The following is a 17,253-nucleotide window of genomic DNA, read 5'->3' as shown; positions in this document are numbered from 1 at the left end:
TGCGACCGACGGACTTCGGCGGACGGAGTCCGGCGCAGGCACCCGAAGAGAGGCTGTGAAGGCCGTCAGCCGGTCAGGTGCTGTCGTACCTCGTCCGCCTCCTTCATGATCCGCTCCACCAGCTCCGCGCACGACGGCAGGTCGTCGATCACCCCGGCGACCTGCCCGGACGCCATCACCCCCAGATCCGTACGGCCGTCCACCATGGACGCCTTCAGCAGCATCGGCGTGTTCGCGGCGAGCAGGACCTGGCTCCAGCTCAGGTCCTTGCCGTGCCTGAGCGCGCGGCCGTCCTGGAGCATCCGGCGCCAGCTCGTGCCGGACAGCTTCCGGTAGCCGGCCGCCCTGCGCACCGCCTGGAGGAGAGCCCACGCGCGGCCCGAGCGCTCCAGAGCGTCGACCAGGTCCGTGCGGAGCATGCGGTGGGGCAGGCCGTCCACGGCCCGGGTGACCGTGACATCCCGTACGGTCGCCGCCAGATACCGCGCCTTCACCGCGTCCGGCACCGTCGAGTCCGAGGTCAGCAGGAACCGCGTGCCCATCGCGACCCCCGCCGCCCCGTACGCCAGCGCCGCGACCAGGCCCCGCCCGTCGAAGAAGCCGCCCGCCGCCACGACCGGTATCTCCACGGAGTCGACCACCTGCGGCAGCAGCACCGTCGTCGCCACCTCTCCGGTGTGCCCGCCGCCCTCCCCGCCCTGCACGATCACCGCGTCCGCGCCCCACGCCGCGACCTTCTCGGCGTGCCGCCGGGCGCCGATCGAGGGGATGACGACCACGCCCGCGTCCTTGAGTTCGGCGATCAGCTCCCGGGAGGGCGCGAGGGCGAAGGAGGCGACGCGCACCCCCTCGTCGATCATGACGCGGACCCGGTCGCCGGCGTCCGAGGCGTCCGCCCGCAGGTTCACTCCGAACGGCGCGTCCGTACGGGACTTGACCTCGCGGATCGCCGCACGCAGCCGGTCGACGGTCATCGTCGCGGAGGCCAGGATGCCCAGCGCGCCGGCGTCAGCCGTCGCCGACACGAGCCGCGGGCCCGCCACCCAGCCCATCCCCGTCTGCACGATCGGGTGGCGGACCCCGACCAGCCGGGTCAGCGGTGTCTCCATCACGCACCGACCTCCTTGACGCGGGTGTTCTCCGGGTCGACGACCTCGCGGATGAGCCGTAGCTCCTCCGCGGTGGGGGGACGGGTCCGGGACACGTCGTCGTCCGGGAGGACCAGTTCGAAGGAGGTCGCCTCTCTGACCTGGTCCAGGGTGACTCCCGGGTGGAGCGAGACCAGCCGCATCGAGTGGTCGGGAGTGCCGAAGTCGAAGACGCCCAGGTCGGAGACGACGCGGGGGATGCGGTGGTAGCGGGCGCCGCCCGCATGGTCGTATCCGACTCCGCACACCATGTCGACCTGCTCGACGAAGACCCGCCGGGAATGCCTCGGGACCCAGTAACTGGTCGGATTGTTGAGGGAGTTGACCGGTGCGCCGCGCACCCCGAGCAGTTGGCGCTTCGGCTTCGCCCAGTCGCCGATGCACGAGATGTTCTGGTTGCCGTACCGGTCGATCTGGCTCGCGCCCATCATCACGTGCCGACGGCCGCCGGTGACCAGGGCGAGGTGCTGGCGGTACGGCAGCCAGCCCTCGGCCGTCCCGTCCGGGCGGACGAGTGTCGCCTCGCCGTCGGTCAGCAGCAGGTCGGGCGAGAAGGTGAGCCGGGCGAGGCGGGCGCCGATGGACGGGATCAGGCCCATCGGGCTGGCCAGCACCTCCCCGTTGCCCCGCCATGCCTCGGCGCAGGCGATCACGCAGTACTCGGCGCGGGTGGCCTCCGTCATGGCTTCCACGCCCCCTCCCTGACCGCCGACCGGTACGCCTGCTCGTCCCCGCCGAGGAACCGCGCCGCGAACTCCGCCCAGGGCGTGGTCGCGTACGTCTTCTGGAAGGCCTCGTCCCGGCCGTAGTCGGGTGCGCAGGACGTGAAGTGCGCTCCGTTCGGGGCCTCGACGACCCCCGTCACCGTGTGCCGCTTGATCAGCAGCGACTGCGGGGCAGCCTCCTTCAGCAACTCGGCCGTGTCGACCACCCGTTCACAGGAGAGGTAGGCCGTGTCCGCCGCCTCGCAGAAGAGGTCGTCGAAGTAGGGATCGGGGCCCAGGTACTGGCCGTTGCCCAGCCGGTCGGCGCGATTGACGTGCACCAGGGCGGCATCCAGGCGCAGGGCGGGCATGGCGACGAACGTCTCCCCGTCGTCGTACGGCGAAGTCACCGTCCGCAGGCCGGGGTTGACCCGCATGACGTCCGAACCGATCCCGGCGCGCACCGGGAGGAAGGGCAGCCGGTTCGCGGCCGCGCGCAGGCCCCACATGAACATCGCCTCGTCGATCTCCATGAGTTCGAGGGCGCCGCGTTCGCGGGCCGCGCGGTAGTGCGGTTCCAGCGGGATCGAGTCGAGGGTGACGAAGGCGGTGACCAGCTTGCGGACACGTCCGGCGGCGGCGAGCATGCCGACGTCGGGCCCGCCGTACGAGACGACGGTGAGGTCGGTGACGTCGGAGCGCAGCAGCGCACGCACCAAGGCCATCGGCTTGCGCCGCGAGCCCCAGCCGCCGATGCCCAGGGTCATGCCGCTGCGCAGCCGTGAGACGACCTCGTCCGCGGTCGTCGTCTTGTCGCTCATTCAGCCACCGTCCCTTCCGAACGTGTCACGAACCCGGTCGGCCACCCCGCTGAGGCCCGCCTCGAAGGTGAAGCCCTGCTCGAAGCGGTAGCTGCGCCGTACGTCGACCGGGTCGATGCCGTTGATGGCGGCCTTGGCCAGGCGCAGCAGCTGCCCGTCCTTGGCGGCGATATCGCGTGCCAACTCCAGCGCGGCGGCGTTGAGTTGCTCGCGCGGTACGACCCGCCACACCGAGCCGTGCGCGTGCAGTTCGGCCGCGGTCGCCGTGCGCGAGGTGTAGTACAGCGCGCGCATCAGATGCTGGGGGACCAGCCGGGCCAGATGGGTGGCCGCGCCCAGTGCCCCCCGGTCCAGCTCGGGCAGCCCGAAGACGGCGTCCTCGCTCGCCACGATCGCGTCCGCGTTGCCCACCAGCCCGATACCGCCGCCCAGACAGAAGCCGTGCACGGCCGCCACGACGGGCACCTCGCAGTCGTACACCGCCGCGAAGGCGTCCGCGCAGGCGTGGTTGGCGCCGATCAGCGCGCTGTGCCCGTCCTTCTGTATCTCCTTGATGTCCACGCCGGCGTTGAACCCGCGCCCCTCGGCCACGAGGACGACGCACCGGGTCCGGGGGTCCCGGCCCGCCGCCCGCACCGCGTCGGCCAGCGCGAACCAGCCCTCCACCGGCAGGGCGTTCACCGGTGGGAAGTCGACGGTGACGACGGCGATTGCACTGTCTTCGGGCCCCCTTTCCTGGGACGAGGTTTCCGGGGACGAGGTGGAGACACCCATGGCCGCATCAGCTACCTTTCCACCAAACGTTTGTTAGGTGAAGGGTAGCCGTGCATGGGGCTGGACGGGAAGGTCGTGGTCGTCACGGGCGGCACGCGGGGCGTAGGCGCCGGGATCACCCGGGCCTTCGCCGAGGCCGGCGCGGAGGTCGTGGTCTGTGCGCGCAGACCACCCGAAGTCCCTTTCCCAGGCACCGAGTTCAGGCATCTGGACCTGCGGGACCCGGAAGCCGTACGGGCCTTCTTCGCGGCCCTGCCCCGTCTCGACGTGTTGGTCAACAACGCGGGTGGCACACCGTACCGACGGTTGACGGACGCGGACGCCGAGCGGCACGCGCGCGTGGTCGAGCTGAACCTCGTCGCGCCGATGACGGCGTCCCTGGCCGCGTACGAGCACCTGAGGCGGGTGCGGGGCTCGGTGGTGATGGTCGGCAGTGTCAGCGGCGGCCGTGCCTCGCCCGGGTCGGCGGCGTACGGGGCGGCGAAGGCCGGGCTGGAGAGCCTGGCCCGGTCGATGGCGGTGGAGTGGGCGCCGGAGGTGCGCGTCAACACGCTGGTCGTGGGCATGGTCCGCACCGAGCGGTCCCACCTCCACTACGGGGGCGAGGACGGCATCGCGGCCGTCTCCCGCACCGTCCCGCTCGGCCGCCTCGCCGAACCGTCCGACATCGGCGCGGCCGCCGTCTTCCTCGCCTCCGACGCCGCCGCCTACATCAGCGGGGCGAGCCTGCTCGTGCACGGCGGGGGCGAGCGGCCCGCGTTCCTGGACGCCGCAACGGTCAACAAGGAGGCATGACATGAGCCGGATCTGTGAGGGGCGGGTCGTCGTGGTCACCGGCGGGGGGCGGGGGCTGGGGCGTGCGCATGCGCTGGCGTTCGCGGGGGAGGGGGCGAAGGTCGTCGTCAACGACCTGGGGGTCGGGCTGGACGGTTTGGCGGGCGCGGGTGGATCTGCCCGGCAGGTGGGTGAGGACGGGCCCGCTCGGCAGGGGGCCGTCGGGGGCCCGGGCGGGCAGACGGGTGTCGGTGGGTCGGCCGGGCGGACGGCCGGGGACGGCGGCCCGGCTGGGCAGGGGGCTGTGGAGGGGCCTGGTGGTCAGGGGGCTGCGGAGGGCCCCCGTGGGCAGGGGACGGTGGGCGGTTCGGTTCGGCAGCCGGCCGTGGGCGGTCCTGCCGGGCCGGTGGTCGCGGACAGCGCCGGCCGGCAGGTGGTCGCGCACAACCCCTCCCAACAGGTGGTCGCGGACAACCCCGCCCAGCAGGTGGTCGAGGAGATCCGCGCGGCGGGCGGTGAGGCGATCGCGCACCGCGGTGACGTGGCGACGAGCGCCGGGGCGGCCTCGCTGGTGGCGGCCGCCGTGGAGACGTACGGCCGTCTCGACACCCTCGTCAACAACGCCGGCTTTCTGCGTGACCGGATGCTGGTCAACCTCGACGAGGACGACTGGGACGCTGTCGTGCGCGTCCATCTCAAGGGGCACTTCCTCCCGTTGAAGCACGCGGCCGCGTACTGGCGTGCGGAGGCGAAAGCGGGCCGTAGGCCGGATGCCCGGGTCGTGAACACGAGCAGCGGGGCGGGCCTGTTGGGCTCGCTCGGGCAGGTCAATTACAGCGCCGCGAAGGCCGGGATCCTCGCCCTGACGCTGGTCGCTGCGGCCGAGTTGGGTCGCTACGGCGTTCAGGTCAACGCGATCGCCCCGGCGGCCCGTACGCGGATGACCGAGCGCACCTTCGCCGAGACGATGGCGGCGCCCGAGGTCGGCTTCGATGCCATGGCGCCGGAGAACGTCTCGCCGTTGGTCGTCTGGCTGGGCTCGGTGGGGAGTGAGGGCGTGACGGGGAGGGTTTTCGAGGCGGAGGGTGGGCGGATCACGGTGATGGAGGGGTGGAGGGCGGGACCGAGTGTGGACAAGGGGGCGCGGTGGATGCTGGGGGAGGCGGGGGAGGCGGCGCTGAAGCTGTTGGGGGAGGCGGGGGTGCCGGGGGTGGTGTACGGCGCGTGAGGGTTTTCTCGCCCCCGCCGCCCCTACCCGTCCCGTCCTTCTGGGGCTCCGCCCCAGACCCCGCTCCTCAAACGCCGGAGGGGCTGATTTTGGCATTTCAGCCTGTCCGGCGTTTGAGGACGAGGCCCTTCGGGCCGAAGCGGGGGTCTGGGGGCGGCAGCCCCCAGGGACGGGACGGGTAGGGGCGGCGGGGGCGAAGAACCCCCTACGTGTCACACTCCAGCACCGTCCGGCACAACCCACACCGCGCCCGAACCCTCCCCCGCACCGGCACCCGAATCCGCTGCTGACACGTAGGGCAGGGAAACGACACCCGCAACGGCCCCCGCCCGTCCGGCGTGAACGCGTACGCCGCCCCCGGCCGCGTCCCGGCACCACGCTGGTCCTGCGCATGGCGCCGATCGTGGGCGTACCGCCGCCGCCCCGCCCACCCGGCCGCCGTCAGCGGCGGCTGCTGCTCGTCGCGGCGGGCCTCGGCCAGGCCCTTCACATACGCCGTGTACGCCTGCGGACTGGTGAACCACACCGACGGATCCTCCGCGAAGAGCAGCGCCCGCTTGGCGAGGACGTACCCGAACTCCTCCGGCGTCAGATACCCCAGCTTCTGCGAGGACGCCGCGTCCTCCCGGTACGCGTCGAGGAGCAGCCATCCCGCGCCCAGATACGTCGTCGCCGTGTCCGTGAGGATCTCGTTGTCCCGGGTGCCCGGGAAGGACAGGCCGAGGCGGTGCAGATACACGTGCATCACCTCGTGGGCGAGCGCCGCCCCGATGTCCCGGCGATGGGTGCGGAACCGTTCGTTCAGCTCGACGAAGTACTCGGGCCCGGCGGCGAGTTCGACGTTCGCCGCGTGGCTCATCTCCCGGAAGCCGACGATCAGCCGGGCGTCCGGAAGGCGGTAGTGCCGGACCAGCTCGCGGGCCACACGCTGCGCGCCCAGATACAGATCGTCCGTGTCGGAGAACGCCACGTCCGCCGGCGCCACGCTGGCCGCGAACGTCTGGATGGTGTCGTACGACAGCCGCCTGTAGAGCGCGGTGATGGAGGCCCGCACCGTCTCCAGGTGTGGGAAGCCGTGCTGAACCGGTCCGCCGTTCGCCACGCCCGTACCCCCAAGACGCCTTGAACCCGATTCCACTCTACGGGGATGAGAGGGGATTTTCCCTGGCGGGGTTCCACCGCCGGGACGTGAGATCCGTCCTTGTCAGGCATGCCACCCGATCTTCATACTGCGGGCCGCTCAACACGCCATGAAAGGACGTATGTTGACCAGCTCGCCGAAGAGAAGCGGCAAGACCCTGGCCAAGAGAGCGGCGGCCGTCGGTGCCGTCGCGCTCGCGGTCGCCTCCCTCCAGCCCCTCAGCGCGAACGCCGCGTCCACCCGCGTCGTCGGTGGAACGCCCGCCGCGCAGAACGAGTTCCCGTTCATGGTCCATCTCTCCATGGGCTGCGGCGGGGCGCTCTACAAGAAGGACGTCGTCCTGACCGCGGCCCACTGCATGGACGGCTCCGGCAACAACACCAGCATCACCGTCACCGCGGGTGTCAACGACCTCGACTCCTCGGCCGCGATCAAGGTCAAGTCGAAGAAGGTCAAGGTGGCCCCGGGCTACAACGGCTCCGGCAAGGACTGGGCGCTGATCAAGCTCGCCCGGCCCATCGACAAGCCGACGCTGAAGATCGCCACCACGGACCGCTACAACCGCGGCATGTTCACGATCGCCGGGTGGGGCGACACCGAGGAGGGAGGCGGCACGGGCACGACCAAGCTCCAGAAGGCCACCGTTCCCTTCGTCGCCGACCGCATCTGCAAGCGCCACTACGGGAACCGGCTGGTGTCGAAGGAGGAACTGTGCGCCGGCTGGCAGAGCGGCGGCATCGACACCTGCCAGGGCGACTCCGGCGGCCCCATGTTCCGCAAGGACGACGCGGGCAAGTGGCTCCAGGTCGGCATCGTCAGCTGGGGCGACGGCTGCGCCCGCGCCGGTGTGCCCGGCGTCTACACGGAGGTCAGCACCTTCGCGAAGGCCATAGCCAGCGCGGCGAACGCGCTGTAGGGCGCTCGCCGCACCAGGGGTACGTCAGACGGCCCGGAGGAACGGGGCACCCGCCTCGGCGGACCCCGGCCGGGCCGTCTCGTCCAGCTCCAGCACCCACACCTCGTTGACTCCCTCCCGCAGCACGGGCCCCGGGACGTACAGCGAGCGCTGCGGTCCCGCGGACCAGTAGCGGCCGAGGTTGAAGCCGTTGATCCAGACGAACCCGCGGGTCAGCGCCGGCAGCTCCAGGCGGGCGTCACCGGCGCCCCGCACGGTGACGGTGCCCCGGTACAGCCCCGGGGCACCGTCCTCGGGCAGCTCCCGCGACGGCACCGCCCTCACCCGCTCGACGTCGTCCAGCGCCTCAAGGCGCAGCCCACGCGCGCGTACGTCGTGCAGATACTGCCGCTCGTGCAGCACGCCCCCGGTGATCCCCTTGGGCTCGCCCAGCCGCGGCCCGTAGTTCACCCGCCCCAGGGACTCCACCCACAGCTCCACGCGCGCGTGGCCGGCGACGGGCTCCTTGAGGCTCGCCTCGTCCTCGCTGAGCACTCCGGCCCGCTCCCCGTCGACGTACACCACGGCGAGGTCCCGCAGCCCGCGCACCGTCAGCGGATACGGCTGCCGCGGCCCCGGCACCGTCACCTCGTACCGCACCAGGCCCCGCTCGACGCCCAGTTCCTCGAAGGCGGGCGGGACGGGACCGGACGCCTCCGGGTCGCCCAGCGTCCGCAGTACGTCGCCCAGGGGCGCCCAGTCGGTCAGGACCACCTCGGCCGGCTGACCCAACGGCGTGGGCGTGGCCGGGACTTCGGGCAGCGGGGCGTCGGCGTACTCGGCGAGGACGTCGCGGAAGGCCCAGAACTTCGCTGTGGGACGGCCGTACTCGTCGACCGGGGCGTCGTAGTCGTACGACGTGACGTCGGGCTCCAGCGGGCCGTCGTGCAGCGCGCCGCCGCCCCGGTTGGCGCCCGCCCAGCCCGCGAAGTTCGTGCCGCCGTGCGCCATGTACAGGTTGACCGACGCCCCGCACTCCAGGATCTCCCGCAGGGCCGCCGACGCGTCCCCGGGATCCCGTACGACGTGCTCGCCGCCCCAGTGGTCGAACCAGCCGCACCAGAACTCCATGCACATCAGCGGACCTTCGGGGCGGTGCCGGCGCAGCGTCTCGAAGGCCACGCGCGCGTGCGAGCCGAAGTTGACGGTGGCCAGGACGCCGGGGACCGAGCCGCCGGAGAGCATGTGGTCCTCGGGGCCGTCCGAGGTGAACAGCGGAACCGTGACGCCGTGTTCGCGCAGCAGACCGGCCAGCCGGCGCAGGTACTCCGCGTCCGAGCCGTAACTGCCGTACTCGTTCTCCACCTGCACCATGATCACCGGGCCGCCGCGGTCGATCTGCCGGGGCACGACCTCGGGCAGGAGCCGCTCGAACCAGCGCGCCACGTGGCCCAGATAGCGCTCGTCACGGGTACGCGCGCGTGCGCCCACCTCGGCCGTCAGCCAGTACGGCAGCCCGCCGTTCTCCCACTCGGCGCAGATGTAGGGCCCCGGCCGCACGATCGCCCACAGCCCCGCCTCCCGGGCCGCGTCCAGGAACCGGCCGAGCGCCCCCGTGTCCCGGCCGCGGCCCGGCTCCGGCTCGTGCAGGTTCCACGGCACGTACGTCTCCACGCAGTTGAGGCCCATCGCCCGCAGCATCGCCAGCCGGTGCCCCCACTGCGCCTCGTGCACCCGGAAGTAGTGCAGCGCGCCGGACAGCAGCCGCACCGGCCGCCCGTCCAGCAGAAAGTCCGTGTCCCCCACCGTGAACTCGCTCATGGCCCCAGCCTCACCTCTGGCGGCGATCACCGTCCATGGACAAAGATCGGCGCTGGTTGGACGCAAGTGGCCCCGGGAGGAGCGCGGATGTACCACACCTGGATGCGGTTCTTCACGCCCGGCCCCGCCCACCACCGGCTCGGCCTCGTCTGCCTCGGCGTCGGCCTCCAGTACGGCCCCCTGCCCACCGTCGGCCCGCGCACCCTCGACCACCACGTGGCCGTCGTCATCAACGCGGGCGGCGGCTGGTACGCGAGCCCCGACGGCCGCCGTACGACCGTCACCGCGCCCGCGCTGCTGTGGCTGACCCCCGGCGTCCCGCACCACTACGCGCCCGACCCCGGCACCGGCTGGGACGAGGGCTTCGTCGACTTCGCCGGGCCCGCCACCACGACGTACACCGAACTCGGCTACATCGAGCCCGACCGCCCCGTCGTGCCCCTGTCCGACGCCGCCGGCCCCCGCGCCGTCATCGGCCGCATCGCCCGCGCCGCCCGCCGCGACAACCCGCTCCTGGAGGTGGAGACCGGCGCCGCCGTCCACGAACTCCTCGTCGCCCTGCGCCGCGCCCGCGCCGACCTCGCCCCCGACGGCGAGGCGGTCCTCAAGGCCCTCGCCCGCGACGCCTGCCTGCCGCTGACCGTCGCCGACCACGCCGCCCGGCACGGCATGACCCTCGCCGAGCTGCGCACCGCCGTGCGGCGCGGCGCCGGCTGCAGCCCCAAGGACTATCTGCTCGGCATCCGCCTGGGCCGCGCCAAGGAACTCCTCGCCGCCACCGACCTGCCCGTCGCCGCCGTCGCCCGCCGCGTCGGCTACGACGACCCCGCCTACTTCTCCCGCCTGTTCACCCGCCGCGTCGGCATGGCCCCCGTCCGCTTCCGCGCCCAGCAGGGCCGCACCGTCCCCGGCGGCTGGAGCAACCAGGTCCCCGACCCCGACGACCCACCCGTGATCGAACGAACGACCGCATGAGGCGGCCCCGTAGGCTGGACCCCCATGACCACCAGCAACCCGACCCCCGGTGACGTGGACCCCGCCGTCCGCGAGGAGCTCGCCCGGCTGCGCGCAAGCATCGACAACATCGACGCGGCCGTCGTCCACATGCTCGCCGAGCGCTTCAAGTGCACCCAGCAGGTCGGCCATCTCAAGGCCCGGCACCAGCTCCCGCCCGCCGACCCCGCCCGCGAGTCCCGGCAGATCGCCCGGCTGCGCACCCTCGCCGAGAACGCCAAGCTCGACCCGGCGTTCGCCGAGAAGTTCCTGGGCTTCATCATCGCCGAGGTGATCAGGCACCACGAGAGCATCGCCGAGGACACGATCAACGGCGCGGCGTCCACGGCGAAGTGACCCCCGGCCCCGCCGCGCGCCCGCACTCGCCGCGCGCGGGCGACGCGAATGTGACGGCGGGCACCGGACAGGCCCTCCCGGGGGAGTGACACGGCGGCCCGTGCCGGGCATGCTGCGCTGTGCACCGCATGTCAGCTGACAGGCACTCCCCGTCAGCGCACCGGACATACCCTGGCTGTCCACGTGGGAGGGACGTCGGGCCATGCCGTCGGATGCCAAGATCCTCATCGTCGACGACCATGAGGACACGCTGTACGCGCTGGAGAGCGCCCTGGCCCCGCTGGGCTACCGGCTCGCCCGCGCCACCAGCGGTGACGAGGCGCTCAAACAGGTGCTCCGCGGCCAGGTCGGGCTGCTGCTCCTGGACGTCCGGATGCCCGGCGTCAGCGGCCTGGACGTGGTGCGCTACATGCGGCAGGTGGAACAGACCCAGCACATACCGGTCGTTCTGCTCACCGGCTTCGGTGTGGACCAGGAGCTGATGTCCACCGCCTTCGGGCTCGGCGTCGCCGACCTGGTCATGAAGCCGATCGACCCCTGGACGCTGCGCACCAAGGTCCGCTACCTGTACGACGCCCACCGGCGCCACCGCGCCCTGGAGCAGGAGGTCCGCGAGTTACGCGCCCTGGTCAAGGACGATCCCGCGGCCCGGGAACCCGGACCGCGCCCCGCCCTGCCCCACCCCGACGCCCGCGTCCCACCACAACGCGACAGCCCGGCGGCGACGCCGACCACGGACCGGACCTGACACCGGCCACCGAACGGACATAACGCCCTTACCGATCCGCCTCTGTGCCTTGCCGACGGCATCAGGCAGCATGTCGTTCATGTCCGTACTGACGCGCGACGAAGCGCAGACCCGTGCCCAGCTCCTCGACGTCCACCGCTACGCGGTCGAACTCGACCTGACCACCGGGGACGAGACCTTCGACTCCCGCACCGTCATCCGGTTCACCACGCGCGCCGACCAAGCGGGCACGGACACGTTCGTCGAGATCAAGCCGGCCGAGCTGCGCTCCGTCACCCTCGACGGACACCCCCTGGACCCGGAGACCCTGGACGGCAACCGGCTGCCCCTGAAGGACCTCACCGCCGGCGAGCACGAACTGAGCGTCGACGCCGCCATGCGCTACTCCCGCACCGGCGAGGGCATGCACCGCTTCACCGACCCCGTCGACGGCGAGACGTACCTCTACACGCAGCTGTGCATGGACGACGCCCAGCGCGTCTTCGCCGCCTTCGACCAGCCCGATCTCAAGGCCGTCTTCTCCTTCACCGTCACCGCACCCGCCGAGTGGACCGTTCTCGGCAACGGCATCGCCACCCAGGCCGGCGCGGGCCGCTGGACCATCGCCGACACCCCGCCGATCTCCACCTACCTCGCCGCGATCGCCGCCGGCCCCTACCACTCGATCCGCACCGAGCACCGCGGCCTGCCCTTCGCCCTGCACTGCCGCCGTTCCCTCGCGTCGGCCCTGGACGCCGACGCCGACGAACTCCTCGACGTCACCCGGGCCTGCTTCGACCGCTTCCACGAGAAGTTCGACGAGCCCTACCCCTTCGACTCCTACGACCAGGCGTTCGTCCCCGAGTTCAACGCCGGCGCCATGGAGAACCCCGGCCTCGTCACCTTCCGCGACGAGTTCGTCTTCCGCTCCGCCGTCACCGACACCGAGCGCCAGACCCGCGCCATGGTCGTCGCCCACGAGATGGCCCACATGTGGTTCGGCGACCTCGTCACCCTGCGCTGGTGGGACGACATCTGGCTGAACGAGTCCTTCGCCGAGTACATGGGCTACCAGACCTGCGCCGAGGCCACCCGCTTCACCGACACCTGGACCGACTTCGGCGTCGCCCGCAAGCCCTGGGGCTACGACGCCGACCAGCGCCCCTCCACCCACCCCGTCGCCCCCGAGGGCGTCAACGACACGGCCGAGGCCCAGCTCAACTTCGACGGCATCTCGTACGCCAAGGGCGCCTCCGCGCTGCGCCAACTGGTGGCCTGGCTCGGCGAGAAGGACTTCCTCGCCGGCATCAACATCCACTTCGCCCGCCACAAGTTCGCCAACGCCACCCTCGCCGACTTCATCGACTCCCTCGCCGCCGCCACCGAACGCGACGTCCACGCCTGGGCCGACGCCTGGCTGCGCACCACCGGCGTCGACACCCTCACCCCGGCCGTCGCCCCCGGCGAGAACGGCACGTACAGCCTCACCGTCGACCGCGCCGGCAGCCGCCCGCACCGCATCGCCGTCGGCCTGTACGACCTCGACCTCGGCGACAACGAGGGCCACCTCGTCCTGCGCGAACGCCTCGACCTCGACGTCCCGCACCCGGCCCCGCAGCCCATCGGCAAGCGCCCGGCCCTGCTGCTGCTCAACGACGGCGACCTGACCTACGCCAAGGTCCGCTTCGACCCCGAGTCCTTCGAAACCGTCCGGGGGCGCCTCGCCGGCCTGCCCGAACCGCTCACCCGCGCGGTCGTCTGGAACGCCCTTCGCGACGCCGTCCGCGACGGCGAACTGGCCGCCACCGCCTACCTGGAGGCCGCCCGCGCCCACCTGCCGCACGAGACCGACCTCGCCGTCGTCCAGGGCGTCCTCGCCTTCGCCGCCGCCCAGGTCGCCGACCGCTACCTCACCGCCGAGGAGCGGCCCGCCGGCCTGGCCACCCTCTCCGCCCTGTGCCGCGACCTCATCCGCCGCACCGAGGACGGCGACAACCCCGGCCTGCGACTGATCGCCGTACGCCACTTCATCGACGTCGCCGCCCACCCCGACACCATCGCCGCCTGGCTCGCCGACGGCACCGTGCCGGGCGGGCCGGAACTCGACCCCGAGCTGCGCTGGCGCGTCCTGGGCCGCCTCGCCGTCCTCGGCGCCGTCGACGAGGCCGCCATCGCCGCCGAGCTGGAACTCGACCCCAGCGCCACCGGCCAGGAGGGCGCCGCCCGCTGTCGCGCCGCCCTGCCCGACGAGGAGGCCAAGGCCAGGGCCTGGAACGCCCTGTTCACCACCGACGAGAGCACCGACCTGTCCAACTACCTCTTCATCGCCACCGCCCAGGGCTTCTGGCAGCCCGAACAGGCCGACCTCGTACGGAGTTACGTCCCGCGCTACTACAAGGACGCGGTCGCCCTCGCCGCCCGCCGCGGCCCCGCCATCGCCGACGCCGCCGGCCGCTACGCCTTCCCCGCGTACGCCGTCGACGCCGAAGCCCTGCGACTGGGCGAGGAGTGCCTGAGCGACGGCGAGCCCATCCCGGCGCTGCGACGCAGGCTCGCCGACCAACTCGACGACCTGGCACGGGCGTTGCGGGTACGGGAGGCGTAAGCGGCCGGTCCGTACGACGTAGGGGGCGCTGCTTCCGATGGCTGACGCGCAGGGCTGATCGTCCGGCCCGGACGGGACCCAGGACGACCGGCCCTCGCGAGCAGCTCCTTTACTCCGCAACCATGCGTACGCCACCCCGACACGCTTTCCCCGTACGCAAGTACCCCCTTTCGGGTTCCGATCGTTGGGCTTTTCGGGCGTGACCACGCATCCGGGTACAAGCTGGGAATCCCTCTTGCCCAGCGCCCGGGAGGACACGATGAGCACGCCGTCGTCGCTCGCGTCAGGCCCTGAAGGTCCGCACGCCCTGCGGCCGTTGCTCGACACCGTGCTCGACGCGCTGAGCGAGGGCGCCCGGGTGCGCGGAGGGCCACTGCCCTCGGGCGGCCCGGAGGCGGTCGCCGTGCGCGTACGGGACGCGGTCGGGGACGTACTGCCGGACCAGGGCGACCCGAACGCCCTCCACGACATCGTCCGGGCGCTCGCGGAGGGCGCCGCCGACCCCTCGGACCCCTTCTGCGCCGCCCACCTCCACTGCCCGCCCCTCGCCCTCGCCACCGCCGCCGACCTGGCCGCCTCGGCCCTCAACCCCTCGCTCGACTCCTGGGACCAGGCGCCCGGGGCATCGGAGTTGGAGGGGCTGGTGACGGGGGCGCTGGCGGCGGAGGTCTTCGGGGCCGCAGCCTCTCGAGCGACTCCACCCCCGAAGGCTCCCTCCGCCTTGATCACCACCGGCGGCACCGAGTCCAACCAGCTCGCCCTTCTCCTCGCCAGGGAAGCGCACGGCACCGGTGTCCGCCTCGTGCACGGGGCGAACGCGCACCACTCGTTGCCCCGCGCGGCCTGGCTGCTCGGGCTGCCCGAACCCGTCGTCGTACCCGCCCCGGCAGGCACCCTCGACCCCGTCGCTCTCGACGAGGCCCTCACCCAGCTGTCGGGCCCGCCCGGCTCCTTCCTGGTCGCCGCCACCGCCGGCACCACCGACGCCGGGCTCATCGACCCCCTCCCGGAGATCGCCGCCCTCTGCGCGGCCCACGGCGCCCGGCTCCACGTCGACGCCGCCTACGGCGGAGCCCTCCTCCTCAGCGACCGGTACCGCGACCGGCTCACCGGCCTCGACGCCGCCGACACCGTCACCCTCGACCTGCACAAGCTCGGCTGGCAGCCGGTCGCCGCAGGTCTCCTCGCTGTCCGGGACCAGCGCGACCTGGCCGTCCTCCACCACCGCGCCGACTACCTCAACGCCGAGGACGACACCGAAGCCGGTCTGCCCGACCTGCTCGGCCGCTCCCTGCGCACCAGCCGCCGGCCCGACGTCCTCAAGATCGCCGTCACCCTCAAGGCCCTCGGCCGCACCGGCCTCGGCCGACTCGTCGAGCAAGTCTGCGACCACGCCGGTGAGTTCGCCGCCCTCGTCCACGACCACCCCGGGTTCGAGCTCTACGCCCCGCCCACCATCAGCACGGTCCTGTTCCGGCCCGCACACGCCGGCGACGCCGCCGTCGCCGCCGTACGCCGAAGGCTCCTCACCGACGGCCGCGCCGTCCTCGGCCGGGCCCGGATAGACGGGCGCCTGTGGCTCAAGGCCACGCTCCTCAACCCCCACACGCGCCCGGACGACCTGGCCGCCCTCCTGAAACTGGTGGAAGGAAACACCCCCCGATGACCCCCCAGCCGAACCCCCACACCGACCCCCACGCCGTCCTCCGTCACACCGACGCCCACGCCGGCCTTCACACGGGAGGCAGCACCAGCTCACAAGCTGGCCCTCACCCAGCCCCAGGAACACCCCCACAGCCCGACCCCGACCCCGACACCGCCCGTGACCTCGTCGGCATCGGCATCGGCCCCTTCAACCTCTCCCTCGCCGCCCTCGCCCACCCCCTCGCCGAGCTCGACGCCGTCTTCTACGAGCAGCGCACCGCCTTCGCCTGGCATCCCGGTCTGCTCATCGACGGCGCGCGCATCCAAGTGCCCTTCCTCGCCGACCTGGTGACGCTCGCCGACCCCGCCAGCCCGTGGTCCTTCCTCAACTACCTCAAGGCCCGCGACCGGCTCTTCCCCTTCTACTTCGCCGAGCGCTTCCACATCCAGCGCGCCGAGTACGACGCCTACTGCCGCTGGGTCTGCGAGAACCTCCCCGGGCTGAGCTTCGGCCACCAGGTGGACGCCGTCCGCTTCAACCCCGAACGCGACGTCTTCGAGGTCGACTTCACCCAGCTCGGTCCGGACGGAGAGGCCGAGGCACTCGGCCGTACCTACACCCGGAACATCGTCCTGGGCATCGGCACCGAGCCGTACGTCCCCGACCCGCTCAGGCCGCTCGTCGAGGCGCCGGCCGTCCCCGTCATCCACGCCGCCGACTACCTCGACCACCGCGACAGCCTCCTGGCCGCCGAGCACGTCACCGTCATCGGGTCGGGACAGTCCGGCGCCGAGGTCTTCCTGGACCTGCTCCGGCGCCGTCCCGCGGGGCGCGAGGGGCTCCACTGGCTCGGCCGTACCGAGGCCTTCGCGCCCATGGAGTACTCCAAGCTCGGCCTGGAGCACTTCACCCCCGACTACACCCGCTACTTCCACGCCCTCGCCGAGCCGGTCCGCGACAAGCTCGTCGCGTCCCAGTGGCAGCTCCACAAGGGCATCGACGCCGACACGCTCGCCGCGATCCACGACGAGCTCTACCGCCGCACCCTGCACGGCGGCTGGCCCGAGGTCGTCCTCACCCCCGGCGTCCGCGTCCGCACCGGGGGCCGGATCGCCACGACCAAGGTCGAACTCCACCTGGAGCACGTCCACCAGAACACCCGCTCGCGCCTGACCACCGACGCGGTCGTCCTGGCCACCGGCTACCGCGAACGCCCCCTCGACTGCCTCCTGGCCGGCCTCGACCCGTACCTGCGCCGCGACAGCCAGGAACGCCCCCGCATCGACGACCAGTACCGCCTGGTCATGGACCCGCACGTCACCGGCTCCGGCTGCAACGTCTACGTCCAGAACGCCGGCGGCCACACCCACGGCATCGGCACCCCCGACCTCGGCCTCGCGGCCTGGCGCAGCGCCGACATCCTCAACTCCGTCACCGGCAAGGAGACCTACACCCTCCCCACCCGAACGGCCTTCACCACCTTCGGCCTGCAACAGCAGGAGCCCCAGATCCCCCGCGCACGTCAGCCGAAGGCGCTGACACCGCTCCTGGACGGGATCTGAGGCTCCCAAAAGCCCGGCTCGGGCAAACCCCGGCTCGGGCAAACCCCGGCTCGGGCAA

Annotated in this window: 15 protein-coding genes; 9 read left to right on the top strand and 6 right to left on the bottom strand. The window is 72.4% G+C overall.

All coding sequences use genetic code 11. The features are described from left to right. Positions 1 to 65: 65 nt before the first annotated feature. Genes ABD932_RS08395 through ABD932_RS08380 form a run of 4 tightly spaced genes read right to left on the bottom strand, consistent with a single transcriptional unit; the run spans position 66 to position 3,447 of the window. Positions 66 to 1,109, bottom strand: coding sequence for an NAD(P)H-dependent flavin oxidoreductase (locus tag ABD932_RS08395; protein ID WP_345010498.1), 1,044 nt, complete (start codon positions 1,107 to 1,109; stop codon positions 66 to 68). After that, complete coding sequence (locus ABD932_RS08390; protein WP_345010496.1) at positions 1,109 to 1,831, bottom strand: CoA-transferase subunit beta; 723 nt, start codon at positions 1,829 to 1,831, stop codon at positions 1,109 to 1,111. Before ABD932_RS08390 ends, ABD932_RS08395 begins: the two co-directional genes overlap by 1 nt. Next, positions 1,828 to 2,673 (bottom strand): CoA transferase subunit A, encoded by an 846-nt coding sequence (locus tag ABD932_RS08385; RefSeq protein WP_345010191.1) that lies wholly within the window; start codon positions 2,671 to 2,673, stop codon positions 1,828 to 1,830. The genes ABD932_RS08390 and ABD932_RS08385 overlap by 4 nt, the downstream gene beginning before the upstream one ends. Beyond that, positions 2,674 to 3,447, bottom strand: a complete 774-nt coding sequence (locus ABD932_RS08380; RefSeq protein WP_345010188.1) for an enoyl-CoA hydratase family protein — start codon at positions 3,445 to 3,447, stop codon at positions 2,674 to 2,676. Positions 3,448 to 3,501: 54 nt separating this feature from the next. On the opposite strand from ABD932_RS08380, the gene ABD932_RS08375 reads away from it, so the two are divergent. Both ABD932_RS08375 and ABD932_RS08365 read left to right on the top strand, forming a co-directional pair. Next, entirely contained in the window at positions 3,502 to 4,242 is a 741-nt protein-coding gene (locus tag ABD932_RS08375) for an SDR family oxidoreductase (RefSeq protein WP_345010186.1), read from the top strand. Positions 4,243 to 4,579: 337 nt separating this feature from the next. Further along, the gene (locus ABD932_RS08365; protein WP_425587426.1) at positions 4,580 to 5,449 is read left to right on the top strand and encodes an SDR family oxidoreductase; all 870 of its coding nucleotides are present in this window, start codon (positions 4,580 to 4,582) and stop codon (positions 5,447 to 5,449) included. Positions 5,450 to 5,654: 205 nt separating this feature from the next. Here the strand turns inward: ABD932_RS08365 and ABD932_RS08360 are convergent, their stop codons facing one another. Further along, positions 5,655 to 6,551 (bottom strand): hypothetical protein, encoded by an 897-nt coding sequence (locus tag ABD932_RS08360; protein ID WP_345010184.1) that lies wholly within the window; start codon positions 6,549 to 6,551, stop codon positions 5,655 to 5,657. A gap of 160 nt (positions 6,552 to 6,711) precedes the next feature. On the opposite strand from ABD932_RS08360, the gene ABD932_RS08355 reads away from it, so the two are divergent. Then, positions 6,712 to 7,506 (top strand): S1 family peptidase, encoded by a 795-nt coding sequence (locus tag ABD932_RS08355; protein ID WP_345010182.1) that lies wholly within the window; start codon positions 6,712 to 6,714, stop codon positions 7,504 to 7,506. Between the two features lie 24 nt (positions 7,507 to 7,530). On the opposite strand, the gene ABD932_RS08350 is transcribed toward ABD932_RS08355, so the two are convergent. Then, entirely contained in the window at positions 7,531 to 9,306 is a 1,776-nt protein-coding gene (locus ABD932_RS08350; protein ID WP_345010180.1) for a glycoside hydrolase family 35 protein, read from the bottom strand. An 87-nt stretch (positions 9,307 to 9,393) separates the two neighbouring features. Here ABD932_RS08350 and ABD932_RS08345 point away from each other — a divergent pair, with 87 nt between their 5' ends. From ABD932_RS08345 to ABD932_RS08320, 6 genes are all read left to right on the top strand, one after another. Beyond that, the gene (locus tag ABD932_RS08345; RefSeq protein WP_345010178.1) at positions 9,394 to 10,281 is read left to right on the top strand and encodes a helix-turn-helix domain-containing protein; all 888 of its coding nucleotides are present in this window, start codon (positions 9,394 to 9,396) and stop codon (positions 10,279 to 10,281) included. 24 nt (positions 10,282 to 10,305) lie between these two features. Then, positions 10,306 to 10,656 carry a chorismate mutase gene (locus ABD932_RS08340; protein WP_345010177.1) on the top strand — a complete coding sequence of 117 codons (351 nt, stop codon included), beginning with the start codon at positions 10,306 to 10,308 and terminating at the stop codon, positions 10,654 to 10,656. Between the two features lie 202 nt (positions 10,657 to 10,858). After that, positions 10,859 to 11,404 (top strand): response regulator, encoded by a 546-nt coding sequence (locus ABD932_RS08335; RefSeq protein ID WP_345010176.1) that lies wholly within the window; start codon positions 10,859 to 10,861, stop codon positions 11,402 to 11,404. A gap of 79 nt (positions 11,405 to 11,483) precedes the next feature. After that, positions 11,484 to 13,988, top strand: a complete 2,505-nt coding sequence (gene pepN, locus ABD932_RS08330) for an aminopeptidase N (RefSeq protein ID WP_345010175.1) — start codon at positions 11,484 to 11,486, stop codon at positions 13,986 to 13,988. Between the two features lie 259 nt (positions 13,989 to 14,247). Next, positions 14,248 to 15,654 (top strand): pyridoxal phosphate-dependent decarboxylase family protein, encoded by a 1,407-nt coding sequence (locus tag ABD932_RS08325; protein WP_345010174.1) that lies wholly within the window; start codon positions 14,248 to 14,250, stop codon positions 15,652 to 15,654. Next, the gene (locus tag ABD932_RS08320; protein WP_345010172.1) at positions 15,651 to 17,195 is read left to right on the top strand and encodes a lysine N(6)-hydroxylase/L-ornithine N(5)-oxygenase family protein; all 1,545 of its coding nucleotides are present in this window, start codon (positions 15,651 to 15,653) and stop codon (positions 17,193 to 17,195) included. Before ABD932_RS08325 ends, ABD932_RS08320 begins: the two co-directional genes overlap by 4 nt. The last annotated feature ends 58 nt before the right edge of the window (positions 17,196 to 17,253 follow it).

It is taken from the genome of Streptomyces shaanxiensis, assembly GCF_039537145.1.
Classification (GTDB): domain Bacteria; phylum Actinomycetota; class Actinomycetes; order Streptomycetales; family Streptomycetaceae; genus Streptomyces; species Streptomyces shaanxiensis.
The sequence above is the reverse complement of the archived record's forward strand: the minus strand, read 5'-3'. Positions and strand labels throughout refer to the sequence as shown.